This is a genomic window from Ruegeria sp. CDSA021, from assembly GCF_059612325.1.
Genome location: NZ_JBXWQJ010000005.1, coordinates 19,371 through 33,386, shown reverse-complemented (window position 1 = coordinate 33,386; position 14,016 = coordinate 19,371). Strand labels below are relative to the sequence as shown.

The 14,016-nt window shown below is 57.3% G+C and carries 15 protein-coding genes; 5 read left to right on the top strand and 10 right to left on the bottom strand.

The genetic code is table 11. The features are described 5' to 3' along the window. Window positions 1-3 precede the first annotated feature (3 nt). From ubiA to AC2FLD_RS07920, 3 genes are all read left to right on the top strand, one after another. Entirely contained in the window at window positions 4-966 is a 963-nt protein-coding gene (gene ubiA, locus AC2FLD_RS07930; protein WP_496668444.1) for a 4-hydroxybenzoate octaprenyltransferase, read from the top strand. 64 nt (window positions 967-1,030) lie between these two features. Next, window positions 1,031-2,956: an OmpA family protein gene (locus AC2FLD_RS07925; protein ID WP_496668442.1), complete on the top strand. Its 1,926-nt coding sequence runs from the start codon at window positions 1,031-1,033 to the stop codon at window positions 2,954-2,956. Window position 2,957: 1 nt separating this feature from the next. Beyond that, entirely contained in the window at window positions 2,958-3,278 is a 321-nt protein-coding gene (locus AC2FLD_RS07920; protein ID WP_050603973.1) for a hypothetical protein, read from the top strand. 21 nt (window positions 3,279-3,299) lie between these two features. Here AC2FLD_RS07920 and AC2FLD_RS07915 read toward each other — a convergent pair whose 3' ends face one another. Further along, a complete protein-coding gene (locus AC2FLD_RS07915) occupies window positions 3,300-4,067 on the bottom strand; it encodes a trans-sulfuration enzyme family protein (protein WP_496668440.1) in 768 nt (255 codons plus the stop codon). A gap of 124 nt (window positions 4,068-4,191) precedes the next feature. Here AC2FLD_RS07915 and AC2FLD_RS07910 point away from each other — a divergent pair, with 124 nt between their 5' ends. After that, window positions 4,192-4,722, top strand: a complete 531-nt coding sequence (locus tag AC2FLD_RS07910) for a hypothetical protein (RefSeq protein ID WP_050603971.1) — start codon at window positions 4,192-4,194, stop codon at window positions 4,720-4,722. A 46-nt stretch (window positions 4,723-4,768) separates the two neighbouring features. Here the strand turns inward: AC2FLD_RS07910 and AC2FLD_RS07905 are convergent, their stop codons facing one another. From AC2FLD_RS07905 to pgsA, 3 genes are read right to left on the bottom strand one after another with little or no spacing between them, the layout of a single operon-like run. Beyond that, window positions 4,769-5,212 carry a molybdenum cofactor biosynthesis protein MoaE gene (locus AC2FLD_RS07905; RefSeq protein ID WP_050603970.1) on the bottom strand — a complete coding sequence of 148 codons (444 nt, stop codon included), beginning with the start codon at window positions 5,210-5,212 and terminating at the stop codon, window positions 4,769-4,771. Window positions 5,213-5,215: 3 nt separating this feature from the next. After that, the gene (gene moaD / locus AC2FLD_RS07900) at window positions 5,216-5,461 is read right to left on the bottom strand and encodes a molybdopterin converting factor subunit 1 (protein WP_496668438.1); all 246 of its coding nucleotides are present in this window, start codon (window positions 5,459-5,461) and stop codon (window positions 5,216-5,218) included. A gap of 3 nt (window positions 5,462-5,464) precedes the next feature. Then, on the bottom strand, window positions 5,465-6,133 hold the full coding sequence (pgsA, locus tag AC2FLD_RS07895; RefSeq protein ID WP_496668436.1) for a CDP-diacylglycerol--glycerol-3-phosphate 3-phosphatidyltransferase: 669 nt from the start codon (window positions 6,131-6,133) through the stop codon (window positions 5,465-5,467). A gap of 174 nt (window positions 6,134-6,307) precedes the next feature. On the opposite strand from pgsA, the gene AC2FLD_RS07890 reads away from it, so the two are divergent. After that, window positions 6,308-7,192 carry a DMT family transporter gene (locus tag AC2FLD_RS07890; protein WP_496668434.1) on the top strand — a complete coding sequence of 295 codons (885 nt, stop codon included), beginning with the start codon at window positions 6,308-6,310 and terminating at the stop codon, window positions 7,190-7,192. On the opposite strand, the gene uvrC is transcribed toward AC2FLD_RS07890, so the two are convergent. From uvrC to AC2FLD_RS07860, 6 genes are all read right to left on the bottom strand, one after another. Then, window positions 7,189-9,051, bottom strand: a complete 1,863-nt coding sequence (gene uvrC / locus AC2FLD_RS07885; RefSeq protein WP_496668432.1) for an excinuclease ABC subunit UvrC — start codon at window positions 9,049-9,051, stop codon at window positions 7,189-7,191. The two genes, AC2FLD_RS07890 and uvrC, sit on opposite strands and share 4 nt — an antisense overlap. Window positions 9,052-9,341: 290 nt before the next feature. Beyond that, a complete protein-coding gene (locus tag AC2FLD_RS07880) occupies window positions 9,342-10,121 on the bottom strand; it encodes an SDR family oxidoreductase (protein ID WP_496668430.1) in 780 nt (259 codons plus the stop codon). Between the two features lie 21 nt (window positions 10,122-10,142). After that, window positions 10,143-11,102, bottom strand: coding sequence for a calcium/sodium antiporter (locus AC2FLD_RS07875; RefSeq protein ID WP_050604224.1), 960 nt, complete (start codon window positions 11,100-11,102; stop codon window positions 10,143-10,145). A gap of 171 nt (window positions 11,103-11,273) precedes the next feature. Beyond that, window positions 11,274-12,071 (bottom strand): S49 family peptidase, encoded by a 798-nt coding sequence (locus AC2FLD_RS07870; protein WP_496668869.1) that lies wholly within the window; start codon window positions 12,069-12,071, stop codon window positions 11,274-11,276. A 113-nt stretch (window positions 12,072-12,184) separates the two neighbouring features. Next, window positions 12,185-12,946, bottom strand: a complete 762-nt coding sequence (locus AC2FLD_RS07865; protein WP_050603963.1) for an ABC transporter permease — start codon at window positions 12,944-12,946, stop codon at window positions 12,185-12,187. Further along, window positions 12,943-13,872: an ABC transporter ATP-binding protein gene (locus AC2FLD_RS07860; protein ID WP_496668428.1), complete on the bottom strand. Its 930-nt coding sequence runs from the start codon at window positions 13,870-13,872 to the stop codon at window positions 12,943-12,945. Before AC2FLD_RS07860 ends, AC2FLD_RS07865 begins: the two co-directional genes overlap by 4 nt. Window positions 13,873-14,016: the final 144 nt, after the last annotated feature.

Below are 14,016 nucleotides of genomic sequence, written 5' to 3'. Positions count from 1 at the left end.
CATATGCAAGGCAATGCCCCAACACCAGATGGTCAAGTCGCCGATGCCGTCACCGGCAACTGGGTCGACACTTATGCCCCGGCCTTTACCCGCCCCTATCTGCGCCTCAGCCGCGCGGACCGGCCCATTGGCACGTGGCTGTTGCTGATCCCGTGCTGGTGGGGGCTGGCGCTGGCAATCCTGCATGACGGTCAACCCAGATGGGAAGATCTTTGGATTGCCGTTGGATGCGCATTGGGGGCTTTTCTGATGCGTGGTGCCGGCTGCACCTGGAACGACATCACCGATCGAGAGTACGACGGGCAGGTTGAACGCACACGCTCGCGCCCGATTCCTTCGGGGCAGGTCAGCGTCCGGCAGGCTGCAACCTGGATGATCCTGCAATGCCTGCTGGCGCTTGGCATCCTGCTGAGTTTCAATCAGGCGGCGATTGCCATGGGCGTGCTGTCCTTGCTGCCGGTGACGATTTACCCATTCGCCAAGCGGTTCACATGGTGGCCGCAGGTGTTTCTGGGGTTGGCCTTCAATTGGGGCGCGCTTTTGGCCTGGGCAGCGCATAGTGGTTCGGTCGGGTGGCCCGCAGTAACGCTGTATCTGGCAGGCATCGCGTGGACCTTGTTTTATGACACGATCTACGCCCATCAGGATGCCGAGGATGACGAGCTGGTGGGGATCAAGTCCACAGCCCGCCTGTTCGGCAAGGATACAGCGAGGTGGCTGAAGTATTTTCTGGTTGCGACGGTATCGTTGATGGGGCTGGCCATAATTGATGCAGGGGTACCGAACATCTCGATCCTGGCACTGGTCGTTGCGCTCGGCGGTCCTTGGGCCATGGGCTGGCACATGATGTGGCAACTGCGCTGTCTGGACCTGGAAGACAACGCCAAGCTGTTGCATCTGTTCCGGGTCAACCGAGACACCGGCCTGATTCCGCTGATCTTCCTCTGCGTCGCGCTGCTGCTCTGATTGCACCTGCCGATTGGGGGTTGTAAAGATCAGGCCAAACGCCTGAGGAGTGTCAAACCCAAACATGCGTCTGCCTTTTTTTATCGCTGTTGTGCTGATCTTTTTGGTCTCAGCCGGGCTGTCCCTGGTGGCGGCAAGCTATGCCGTTACCAAGATCGAAGAGACATCAGAATTCGCTGTACGGCGGTCACTGGACCTCAAAGGTCATGACTGGGCCGAGGTCGAATCCGACGGTCTGCGCGTAATCCTGACAGGAACCGCACCGGACGAGGCCACACGGTTCAACGCGTTGACCGCTGCGGGAACCGAGGTCGACACATCCCGTGTGATTGATGAAATGGAGGTCGAGGCCACCTCGGCCCTGGCCCCACCGCGATTCTCGGCAGAAATTCTGCGCAACGACAGCGGTATCTCGATCATCGGTCTGATTCCGGCCAGCGAGGACAGGGCCGATCTGATCGACCGGCTGAGCAATCTGGACCCGAGTGTTGCAGTTTCGGACTTGATGGAAACCGCGGACTATCCCAAGCCCGACGGCTGGGATGCTGCCGTGTCTTACGCCATCGAAGCCCTGGCGCGCCTGCCCCGCGCCAAGATTTCCGCCAGTTCTGATCTGGTCCGGATCACCGCGATTGCAGACAGCCAGCAGGAAAAACAACAGCTCGAGCAGGATCTGACCCGCGCCGCGCCGCCCAGCCTGAGGATCGGATTGGCGATTTCGGCCCCTCGACCGGTCCTTACACCTTTTACGCTGCGCTACTTGATCGATGATGAGGGCGGGCATTTCGACGCCTGTTCTGCGCAGGATGAACAGGCTCGCGACCGCATCGTGGCCGCCGCGCGTGAGGCGGGATTACAAGGCATCTATAGTTGCACAATCGGCCTGGGAGAACCCTCACCAAGCTGGCCCGAAGCCGCCGAACAGAGCATTCAGGCCCTTTCCAAAATCGGCATGGGCACCGTCACGCTGTCTGATGCGGACATCACGTTGGTTGCGGCGCAGGGTACAGACACTGTCCTTTTTGACCGGGTGGTAGGTGAGCTTGAAGCCGCCTTGCCGCCCGTATTTGCTTTGCACGCCGTGTTGCCGGAACCAGAGATCGCGGATGCATCCGGCCCGGTTGAATTCTCGGCAACCCGCAGCCCCGAGGGGCTGGTGCAACTGCGTGGCCGTCTGGGCGATGAGACCCTGCGTGACATGGTCGACAGCTACGCCCGTGCAGCCTTTGGATCCGATCAGGTTTACACCGCCACACGCATTGTGTCCGATCTTCCCTCGGACTGGCCTGTGCGTGTTCTGGCCGGGCTGGAGGCTTTGGCGCAGCTGCATAACGGGGCCCTGACCGTGACGCCTGATACTGTCGAGCTGGCCGGCCTCAGCCACGAGGTAGACGCCAAGGCCCGTATCGCTGGTCAGCTGTCGGACAAGCTGGGTGAGGGGCAGGAATTCACCCTGATGATCACCTATCAGCCACCGCCGGAACCTGAAGACGCTCTGCCTGACCCGGCGATTTGCGAACAACAGATCGCTGACGTCCAAGCGTCCAGCAAGATCGCATTCGAACCCGGATCAGCCACGATTGCCTCGGCCTCGCGCGATACCGTGAACCAGATTGCCGATATCCTGCGGGACTGCGGGCCGATTCGGCTGGAGATTCAGGGCCACACCGACAGCCAGGGCCGTGAAGAGATGAATCAGCAACTCAGTCAGGCACGCGCGCAGTCTATTCTGAACGAATTGCGTGGGCGACGCATTCCTACCAGCAGCTACTCCGCAGTGGGATATGGTGAAACGCAGCCCATCGCTGATAATGACACCGAGGAAGGTCGGGAAGAAAACCGCCGCATTGAATTCCGCCTGATCCGCCCCGAGCCTGTCAGAGTCGACGAAACAGGTCTCGAAGCGCTTGAGGCTGAGACAGAAGCTGACGCGCCCGAGACAGACCAGACTGACACGACCGCACCAGATGCGGATGCAGAGGACCAGTAAGTTGAACAGAACCGAATTCATCATCGCCACGGCCATCATTCTGTTTGCGGCCTTCTGCATGGGCTGGTTTGCCAACTGGCTGGCCCACCGCCTGTCCCGCGTTCGCCAAAGCGACGTGGCCGACCTGGACCGGATGAGTCAGGAATTGCACGAGGCTGAAGAAACCCGCGATCAGGCCATCACCTATCTGCAACAGCGCGAGGCAGAGCTGACCAATCAACTGACCCAGACCGAAGCAGAACTGGCCGCCGCCATGGACGGCCTGCGCGCCGCGCGGCAAGAGGCTGAAGAATTGCGCGGGCGGATCAACAACGCTGATTGACGCGCCCAGCGCGCCGTCGGGTCACAAAACCTGCGCTAGATCGGCGATCAGGTCCTCTAGGTCTTCCAGACCGACCGACAGCCGGAACACGCCATCCCCGGCATAATCCCGGTAGCTTTCCAACTGCGCCCCTTCCAGACGGAAAGAGGTTTGCATCAAAGCGTCGGTGCCCATCCAGAAGATCAGACTTCGGTGGTGGCCAAGCGACACGGCATAGTGGACGATCTGCAGTTTATCGATCATCTGCTGGGCCAATGCTTCTCCGGTCGCGTTGTCACCCACCTGAAAGGTGATCATGCCGGATGTATTCCGCATCTGCCGCTGTGCCAGTTCGTATTGTGGGTGCGATTTCAGGCCCGGATACACGACTTTGGTGACAGACCCGCGCGTCTCAAGCCATTCAGCTACAGCCGTGGCCCCTGCCTGATGCGCCTTCATCCGAAGCGGCAAAGTGGCCATGCCCCGGGCAATCATCCACGCGTTGAAAGGTGACATGATGCTACCGTGATGAATGGCCGACTCGTTGCGGATCTTCTCGATCAACTCTTTTCGGCCAGCCACCGCGCCCCCGATGGCGTCACCGTGCCCGCCGATAAACTTGGTCACGGAATGCATGATCAGATCGACACCCAATTCTTTGCTGGGCTGCCCCAGTGGCGAGGCGAAGGTCGCGTCACACGACAACAACGCGCTCGCGTCATGCGCAATTGCGGAAACTGCAGCCAGATCGGTCAGCCGCCCGATTGGGTTTACCGGCGTTTCCGTATGGATCAGGCGCGTATTCGGCAAGATCGGCGTATTTTGGCCGATACAATTGGCTGGACTCCAATTTTCGTTTCAATTCAATAATATGAATGAGTGCGTATTTGCCTGCACATACCCAAGTCCGCTATCCAATAAACTGGAGTGAACTATGTATCTCAAGTCAACATTTAAGACCGCCGCCATCTTGACAGCGTTTGCAACCACATCTGCTTTTGCCTCAAGCGATGTGATACCGTCAGAGAACGACACCTTTACAAAGTGGGGCGAAGAATCTGGCTGGACCATCTTTGTCGATGAAACCCGGGGTTCATGCCTGATTGAGCGCGTGGATGAAAACAATAACGTCGTGCAAATGGGTCTGACCAAGGATCAGGAAATGGGCTATCTTGGTGTCTTCACTCAGAACGACATCGGCTTGAAAGGTAAGAAGGAAAAAATATTCCTGTCGCTTGACGGCAACCTCTATGAAGCCGAAGCACGCAAGAAAACCAAGCATTTGGCTGAAGGATACACCGGAGGCTATATCCTGGCGAACAACGCGCAATTCGTTGATGATGTTATGAAAAAATACGAAATGACCGTGTTTCCCGAAAAGGAATTCGCTTTCACCGTAAGCCTGGACGGAACGCTAAAAGCCATTGAAGCCGCTCGTACCTGCAATTCCGAGCAAAGCAGCTAAGTTCTCCTGCCACATCCGGCACCTGAAACCTGGGTGCCGGAAGCACCTACCACCGGGTCAGTGCATCTTCGTCTTCGTCTTTGGCAGCGACCCATTCCGCGCCGGTATTGGTGACTTCCTTCTTCCAGAAGGGCGCGCGGGACTTCAGATAATCCATTAGATATTCCGCCGCTTCAAACGCATCTTTGCGATGCGGCGCGGCGGTGGCCACCATCATAATCCGGTCGCCCGCGGCCAAGCGACCATGGCGATGAATCACCAGCACATCACCCAGTGACCAACGATCCTTGGCCTCTTGCGCAATCTTGGTCAGAGCACGTTCGGTCATGCCCGGATAGTGTTCGATCTCCATCACATCCAGATCACCGCTTGCAAGGTCGCGCACAACGCCGGTGAAGGTGACGATGGCACCGTTTGCGTCATCCCCGGCGGCAAAGGCGTTGGCCTCGGCCCCCAGATCGAATGCCTCTTCCTGAACTGCGACGCGCATCGCTTAACCACCCGTCATCGGTGGGAAAAATGCAACCTCGCGCACACCTGCCAACGAAGCATCAAAATCAGAAAGCTCCTGATCCAGCGCAACCCGCAAAGCGGACAGGTCGGAAAAGGCTGCGGCATAGCGGTCTTCCCGGGCGCTGAGTTCAGCCACAAGATCGTTGACCGTGGCTGCCTGTGTGTCGACCTTTTCCTTCGGCAGGCCGATGCGCTCACGCACCCATGCGAAATACAGAACATCCATCGGTTAGCCCTCCTTCAGGTGTGGCATGGCTTTACGTAGGTAGTCATAGCCCGTGATCAATGTCAGCGTCGCGGCGACCCAAAGCAACCACAACCCGATCTGGCCGGCCCAATACATGCCGTCGACATTCCATCGCAGGTGGTTCACGTCTTCGACCTGACCCGTAATAATTTGCTCGACCAGCTCGGCATCCATGCCGAAACTGGCCATCACGGCATAGTGTTCAAAGATGCCCTGAGAAAACAGAACCGCGATGGCGATCATCTGTGCTGTGGTCTTCCACTTGGCCAGTTTTGTGACCTTCAGTGTCCCCGCTACATCGCCCAGATATTCGCGCAGACCTGAGACGAAGACTTCGCGAAACAGGATCACGGTGGCGGGCAGCACCAGCCATGGCGTCCAGTGTTCGGTCGAGTAGCCAACCAGAATCATCAATGCGATCACCACCATCGCCTTGTCGGCAATCGGGTCCAGCATCGCACCGATCTTGGTTTCCTGTTTCCACGCTCGGGCCAGATAGCCATCGAACCAATCCGTGATCGCAGCCGTCAGGAACAGGATCAAAGCGAACCAATCCGCATAAGGACGGGTGAAATACAAAAACATAACGGCCAGGCTGGGCGCGGCCAGCAGGCGCAGGACGGTCAGGATATTGGGTAAATTCCACTTCATGGCTTGGACCCTATATCGCCAGTCCGGGACAGAAAAGGCAAACGGTTAAAAAACTGCATCCCTCGCAACCACTTGGTCAAAGCGCCGCAGGCCTGACACCACAGAACAGTGCCTCTTGGCCTTTCCCGGCTTAGCGGTCAGATTGCCAGTCGAACGCAAGCCCGAAAGTGCAAGATGACAGCGCATATTCAAACCGATGCCCGATCGAACATGATCGGCAGCCTCTGGATGATCGCCGCAATGGTGGGCTTCGCTTTGGAGGATGCCTTGCTGAAAGCGACCTCGGCCGTACTTCCGATCTGGCAAGTCTTGGTGCTGTTCGGCGCGGGCGGGTCCGTGATTTTTGCCGGGGTCGCATTGGCCCGCGGGCAACGCTTGCTGCATCCCGATGTCCTTTCCCGCCCGATGAAAGTTCGGGTTCTGTTCGAAATCTTTGGTCGGTTGTTCTATGTGTTGGCCATTGCTTTGACGCCTCTGTCTTCGGCCACAGTGATCCTGCAAGCCACGCCGCTTGTCGTGGTTGCGGGTGCCGCGCTGTTCTTTGGCGAAGCGGTCGGCTGGCGGAGGTGGAGCGCCATTTTCGTCGGAATGATCGGTGTCGTGATCATTCTGCAACCGACCGGTGACAGCTTTTCGATGCTGTCGATACTGGCGGTGCTTGGGATGTTGGGGTTTGCCGGGCGTGATCTTGCCAGCCGTGCGGCCCCAGCCACCTTGGGGACTGAGGTTCTGGGGTTTTACGGGTTCCTAAGCATTATCGTGGCGGGTCTCGCCTATCGGTTTTGGGAGGGTGCGCCTGTGGCACCGGTTGGCTTCCACACCAGCCTGCACCTGGCCGGCGCGGTGCTGATGGGGGTCATAGCTTATGCCTCGCTGATGAAGGCCATGCGCACAGGCGAAGTGTCCGCCGTGACCCCCTTCCGCTATACCCGCCTGCTGTTCGGTATAGGGCTGGGTGTAGCGATGTTCGGTGAGAGTCTTGATCCTGCAATGTGGATTGGAAGCGCGCTGATCGTTGCATCCGGCCTTTTTATCCTATGGCGGGGTCGGCGCGCCTAACCTTTGTCGTGGAAGAAATCATAGACCTTCTGCGCCAACCCGGCCGAGATCCCGTCAACAGCCTTCAGATCCGCAAGATTGGCCCGGCTGACGGCCTTGGCGCTGCCGAAATGCGTCAGCAAAGCACGTTTGCGCGCAGCACCCACGCCGGGAATTTCGTCCAATGGGGTCGCACCTACGGCCTTGGCCCGCCTTGCGCGATGGGTGCCGATTGCGAACCTATGCGCCTCATCCCTTAGGCGTTGAATGAAATACAGCACCGGGTCATTGCGTTTCAGGGCAAAGGGCCGCTGTCCGATCCGGTGAAACTCTTCCTTGCCATGGTCGCGGTCGACCCCTTTGGCCACACCGACCATAGGAATGTCTTCAACCCCATGGGCCTGCATGATCTCATGCACGGCGCTCACCTGCCCGGCACCGCCATCAATCAGCAGCAGATCGGGCCAGAGCCCTTTGTCCCGATCCGGGTCTTCCTTTTGCAGACGGGTGAATCGACGATTCAGCACCTCTTTCATCATGCCGAAATCGTCACCCGGTGTCAGATCATCGCCCCGGATATTGAACTTGCGATAGGCGTTTTTCATAAAGCCTTCGGGGCCTGCGACGATCATGCCGCCTACTGCGTTGGTGCCCTGAATGTGTGAGTTGTCGTAGACCTCAATCCGGCCCGGCGGGCCATCGAGATCAAACGCTTCGGCCACCCCGCGCAGCAGTTTGGCCTGCGTGGCGCTTTCCGACATGCGGCGGGCCAGAGACTCCCGTGCATTGCGCAAAGCGCCTGCAACCAGCTCCTGCTTTTCTCCGCGTTGAGGCACCAGAATTTCCACCTTGCGGCCAACCTTCTCGGTCAATGCATCCTGCATAAGATCCGCGTTTTCGATGGCATCCGACAGGATCAATTGTCGTGGCGGTTCCTTGTTGTCGTAAAACTGGCCCAGAAAAGCCTCCATCACTTCAGCTGGCGAAACATCCGGCCCGACGCGTGGGTAGAAATCCTTGTTGCCCCAGTTCTGGTTGGCGCGGATGAAAAACACCTGAACACAGGCCTGTCCGCTATCCATATACAAACCGATCACATCCGCCTCGGCCACGCCACGTGGGTTGATGCCTTGCGAGGTCTGCACCTGTGTCAGCGCCCTGATACGATCCCGCAGACCAGCGGCGCGTTCGAACTCCATCGCCTCGGACGCGGCCATCATCTGTTCGGCCAGGTCCTCCTGCACTTTGGTCGACCGGCCCGACAGGAAGCGTTCTGCGTCTTTGACGCTTTCGCGGTATGCCTCTTCCGAGATCAACCCGACGCACGGCCCCGAGCAGCGTTTGATCTGATAGAGCAGACAGGGCCGCGTTCGGCTCTCGAACATAGAGTCCGAGCAGTTGCGCAGCAGGAACGCCTTTTGCAATTGGTTCAAAGTCCGATTCACCGCACCGGCACTGGCGAAGGGGCCAAAATAGGCGCCTTTCTCCTTTTTTGCCCCGCGGTGCTTTTTGATCTGCGGAAACGCATGGCTTTTCGCGACCAGAATATTCGGGAAACTCTTATCGTCGCGCAGCAACACGTTGTACTTGGGCTTGAGCTGCTTGATCAGGTTTTGCTCAAGCAACAGCGCCTCAGTCTCGGTCCGCGTGGTCAGGAACATCATCGAGGCGGTCGAGGCGATCATCTTCTCGATCCGGCCGGAATGCCCGGGGCGTGTATAATTCGACACCCGCGCCTTGAGGTTCCGCGCCTTGCCCACGTACAGAACCCGGCTGTCCGCATCCAGCATCCGATAAACGCCCGGCGAGCTGTCCAGCGTTTTCACATAACGCTGAATACAGGCATAGCCGGTGGGGGACGATTCGCTGTCGGTGGTCATGACCTTGAGATATGATTCTCCGGCACTGGCTGCAATCTCACGCTTCTCAGATCAAGAGAAAACAAATCCACGGATTCTGTGGATAAGTATGCAGATAAGTTTCTGGAGGATCGGAAAATCCCTTGTTTCCTTACCTTTTCCTTTACCTGCCTAAAAAATAGGCAATAATATAAGTATTTGTTTTTTAACAACATATTTTTCGAAACTTAGCAAGTGTATGAAAAAAAAGACATTTTTGTAACGTGAAGGTAACGGAAATGAGAGCAGTGCAAAACTTGCAGCAAATTTGCTCATTCAACACCCAGAACATCCGGTGTTTTCCACCCCAGATGCTGACCTCCATCGACGCAGAGCAGTTGCCCCGTGACGGCGTGCGCATCCAGAAAATACCCCAGCGCGGCTGTGATATCTGAAGGGTTCGACCCGCGTTCCAGAACCGTGTTCGATCGTTGCGCCTGAAAATGTTGTTCGCTTTGGCGATGCCCCTGAACCGTCGGGCCGGGACCGATCGCGTTGACCCGAATGTCAGGTGACAGGGCTTGCGCAGCCGTTCGGGTCAGGGCCCACAGCCCCATTTTCGCGATGGTGTAGGACATGAACTCTGGCGTCAGCTTTCGCACCCTCATGTCCACCATATTGACGATCAGGCCCGCGGCCAGAGGTTCGCCGCTTTCATCTGTGTCGGCGGACAGCGCCTGCTCTGCCATAGCCTGCGTCAGAACGAATGGCGCACGCAGGTTGCTGTCGAGATGGCGATCCCAGCTTTGGCGGGTTGCGGTGTGAATATTGTCGTATTCAAAGATCGATGCGTTGTTCACCAGACAGGTGATCGGCCCACCCAGCGCTTCTGCTGCCTTGGGCAGCAGCGCCTGGACCTGAGCTTCGTCCAGTAGATCGGCCTGCAGTGCCACCGCTTGGCGGCCCAGCGCCGTTACCTTGGCTACAGTTTCCTGCGCGGGCTGCTCCGATGTGGAGTAATGCACGGCCACATCATATCCACGACCTGCCAGATACAGCGCCATGGCCCGGCCCAGACGAATACCGGCGCCGGTCACTAAAGCTCGGGTCATGCTTCACCTCGTTTTGTCAGATCACACCAGCAATACGGTGACATAAAGCACATAAAGGAAAGTCAACACCAACCCCCAGATGCGCGAGATATCCTGTTTGAAAAATACAAACGGAGCCAGCAGCAGCGATGCGCCCAGCATGACCCATAGGTCGAATTGCAGGAATTCGGGATCAACCGGTATGCGACCAAACCAGGTTGCGATTCCGATGATGGCCAGTAGGTTGAACATGTTTGAGCCGATCACATTGCCCAGCGCCACATCCGCTTGCCTGCGCAGCGCAGCCATGACGGTTGTCGCCAGCTCGGGCAAAGACGTTCCGACCGCGATCAACGTCAAACCGATAACCGTTTCACTGACCCCATAGGTCCGTGCGATGATCGTCGCGTTATCCACCAACAGGTGCGCACCCATCGGCAATCCAATCAGCCCGAGGATAAGGTAAAAAGATACCTTCCAATACGGCATGTCAGGATCGGCTTCTTCCAGACCCTCAAGCTCTTCACCCACGCAAGCCTCACCACAGGCTTTGCGATGTGCCTTTGCCTCACGAAAAGCGTTCAGAAGGACAAAGCCCAAAGCCGCCAGCAAGATCAGACCACTGAAGAAGGTAAAGGTTCCGCAAAATGCCAACCCGATGAACAGAACCGTCGCCATCAGCATGAACACATAATTCCTGCGGCTGTTACACTCGCTGGTGTGCAAAGTTGCAAGCAGCGCGGGAAGACCCAGAACCAACAGGATGTTCGCCGTGTTGGATCCGACCACATTACCCAGTGCGATACCGGGGGCGTTTTCTTTCAAAGCACTGATCGCAATCAGAAGCTCGGGTGCGGATGTGCCGAAGGCCACAATCGTCAGGCTGACGATCAACGCCGGAACACCCAGGCGCAGGCTCAGGTTCACGGCACCTCGCACAAGGGCGTCGCCTGCCAGCAACAGAATCAACAGGCCCAGACCGGACAACAGCCAAGTGGAAATCAAGTCCGGCCTCCTTTTTCGCAGGCGCAGGGGCCTTTGCCGATTCGATACCGCCCGCAGCGCGGACATTTCGCAGAGCTCAACTTCTTTTGCCCCGGAAAGCGCAGCTTGCCAAACATCGCCAATACGACCATGGCAATCAGGAAAAGGGTGACAGCCTTGATGATCACGTCACAAACCGAAACGCGCGTAGGCTGCACGCTCCTCTAATCCGGCGATAGCATCCTGTGCCAGGCTGGCCCCAAAGCGCGTCCAGATCGGTTTACGCACGCTGTAGCGGCGGAACTTGACCTTTTCGCCAAAGCGTTCCTGCATCTTGGGTTTGAGATGGGCAATGCCATCAATCAGACCCAATTCTTGCGCACGGCGCGCCAGCCAGACTTCACCCGTGAACAGATCGGCACCGTGATCCAGCTTGTCGCCTCGTCGCGCTTTGACATGGTCAATGAAGTTTTCGTGGATGTCTCCCAACAACCCCTGAAGGCGGGCCACGTCCTCTTTCTTTTCCGGCGCAAACGGATCCAGCATGGATTTCGATTGGCCCGCCGTATGCACGCGCCGCTCGAACCCCTGCCGAGCCAAAAAGACATGCGCGCCAAACCCGGCCGAGATTACCCCGATCGAGCCCAGTACCGAGCTGTCATCGGCCCAGATCTCATCTGCAGCAGCAGCCAGCCAATAGCCGCCCGAGGCCGCAACATCCTCGACAAAGGCAATCACGGGCACATCCAGCTCTTTCGACAAACGCCGGATACGGGCACCGATCAGCGAACTTTGCACCGGGGACCCGCCCGGGGAATTAAGCTCAAGCGCCACTGCCGCAGGTTTTCCCTTGCGAAACGCCTTTTCCAGAACAGGGGCCAGGGTCGTGTCGTTCAACGCGCCCCGCCCCGCCATTCCAATGGCGCCGGACAGGCGGACAATGGCCACGCAGGGGTGCTTTTTAACAAACGGCAGGCTGAGTTTCATGGGTGCCGATGTAGAGTGCCCCCAACCCGTAAACAAGGGACTCATCAGGCCTTAAGCGCGCCGCCAACCAGATTCACACACTCAATGGGCAAAAATGCAACGCCTTGGCAATGTCAGCTGCGAATGCGCCAACCGGTTTTGAAGATCCAGCCGATGACCGCCAAACAGAGCCCTGTAAAGGCGAGAATAGCCAGCAAACTAAGAACAATCGGCACATCCGCCGACCCGTAGAATGACCAGCGGAAGCCCGAAATCAGGTAAACGACGGGATTGAACAAGGTAATGGTCTGCCACAAGGGCGGCAGCATCGAGATCGAATAAAACGTGCCGCCCAGAAAGATCAGTGGCGTCACCACAAGCTGCGGCACCAGTGACATCTGTTCGAAATTGCTGGCCCAGATGCCGATGATGAATCCCAGCAAAGAAAAGCTGAGGCAGGACAAGATCAGAAACGCGGCCATGGCAAAGGGATGTTCGATTCGTATATCCACAAAAAAAGTGGCCGTCGCCAATATCACCAGACCCACAAACAGCGCCTTGGTGGCGGCTGCGCCAACATACCCGATCACGATTTCGAAGAAATTGACCGGCGCGGACAGCAGTTCGTAGATGGTACCGAGAAACTTTGGGAAATAGATTCCGAATGACGCATTGGAAATCGACAGCATCACCACCGACAACATAATCAGCCCCGGTACGATGAACGCACCGTATGAGACGCCCTCGACCTCTTGAATGCGGCTGCCGATGGCTGTGCCAAATACCACGAAGTACAACGACGTGGACAGGACCGGCGAAAAAAAGCTCTGCGCGAGTGTGCGAAAGAACCGGGACATTTCGAACCGGTAGATGGCAGCAATTGCAGTCCAGTTCATACTGTTTCTCCGGATACGAGGTTGACGAATATTTCTTCCAAGCTCGATTGCCGGGTCTGCACGTCGCGCAAGACCAGCCCGGCTTGCGATACGTCATTCAACAATGTCGTGATTCCGGTGCGATCCGCATGTGTATCGTAAGTGTAGACTAGAACATACCCTGCGCCATTCAGAGTCAGGTTATGCAGTGCAAGACTGTCAGGGATTTGCGCGATGGGCTCTGACAGCATGACTTCGATCTGCTTTTTACCCATCTGCGCCATCAGCGTGTCCTTGTCCTGCACTAGCAGCAGTTCACCCTTGTCGATGACGCCGACACGATCAGCAATGGCTTCGGCCTCTTCGATGTAGTGGGTGGTCAGAATGATGGTGACCCCGTCCCGTTTCAGCTCGGCCACGATCTCCCACATATCCTTGCGCAGCTCGACATCCACACCGGCAGTGGGTTCGTCCAGAAACAGAACGCGGGGCTCATGCGCCAGCGCCTTTGCGATAAGGACCCGACGCTTCATACCGCCAGACAATTCCTTGATCGCGTTGTTGCGCTTATCCCAAAGGGACAGCTTGCGCAGAATCTCTTCGATCCGCGCATTGTCTTTGCCAAGGCCAAACAACCCTCGCGACAGGCGCACCGTGTTCCAGACATTCTCAAACGGTTCCAGGGCAATTTCCTGAGGCACAAGCCCGATCATCCTGCGCGCTGCGCGATAGTCAGTCTGGATGTCATGTCCACCCACTGTGACCTCACCGGAACTCGGAGTCGTGATCCCGCAGATGGTTGAGATCAAGGTTGTCTTTCCTGCCCCGTTTGGACCCAACAAGGCAAGAATCTCACCTTCTTCAATGTCCAGAGACACACCCTTCAGCGCCTCAAACCCGTCAGCGTAAGACTTTCGAAGATCCCTGATGGATAAAATGGTCGTCATGCCCGTTCCCCGTTCTGGCGTGGACCCTATCGCGCCAAATCCGTGTATAACAGGTCAATTCGGCACCGATTGATACACATCTGCCGAAATGGCGACCATCTGCGCCATCGAATATCCAGCTTGCAATCCTCCCACCAGCCCGCA

Coding starts and splice junctions, on each gene's coding strand:
- ubiA (WP_496668444.1), top strand. CDS start 4: ATGCAAGGCAATGCCCCAACACCAGATGGTCAAGTCGCCGATGCCGTC.
- AC2FLD_RS07925 (WP_496668442.1), top strand. CDS start 1,031: ATGCGTCTGCCTTTTTTTATCGCTGTTGTGCTGATCTTTTTGGTCTCA.
- AC2FLD_RS07910 (WP_050603971.1), top strand. CDS start 4,192: ATGTATCTCAAGTCAACATTTAAGACCGCCGCCATCTTGACAGCGTTT.
- AC2FLD_RS07905 (WP_050603970.1), bottom strand. CDS start 5,212: ATGCGCGTCGCAGTTCAGGAAGAGGCATTCGATCTGGGGGCCGAGGCC.
- moaD (WP_496668438.1), bottom strand. CDS start 5,461: ATGGATGTTCTGTATTTCGCATGGGTGCGTGAGCGCATCGGCCTGCCG.
- pgsA (WP_496668436.1), bottom strand. CDS start 6,133: ATGAAGTGGAATTTACCCAATATCCTGACCGTCCTGCGCCTGCTGGCC.
- AC2FLD_RS07890 (WP_496668434.1), top strand. CDS start 6,308: ATGACAGCGCATATTCAAACCGATGCCCGATCGAACATGATCGGCAGC.
- uvrC (WP_496668432.1), bottom strand. CDS start 9,051: ATGACCACCGACAGCGAATCGTCCCCCACCGGCTATGCCTGTATTCAG.
- AC2FLD_RS07880 (WP_496668430.1), bottom strand. CDS start 10,121: ATGACCCGAGCTTTAGTGACCGGCGCCGGTATTCGTCTGGGCCGGGCC.
- AC2FLD_RS07870 (WP_496668869.1), bottom strand. CDS start 12,071: ATGAAACTCAGCCTGCCGTTTGTTAAAAAGCACCCCTGCGTGGCCATT.
- AC2FLD_RS07865 (WP_050603963.1), bottom strand. CDS start 12,946: ATGAACTGGACTGCAATTGCTGCCATCTACCGGTTCGAAATGTCCCGG.
- AC2FLD_RS07860 (WP_496668428.1), bottom strand. CDS start 13,872: ATGACGACCATTTTATCCATCAGGGATCTTCGAAAGTCTTACGCTGAC.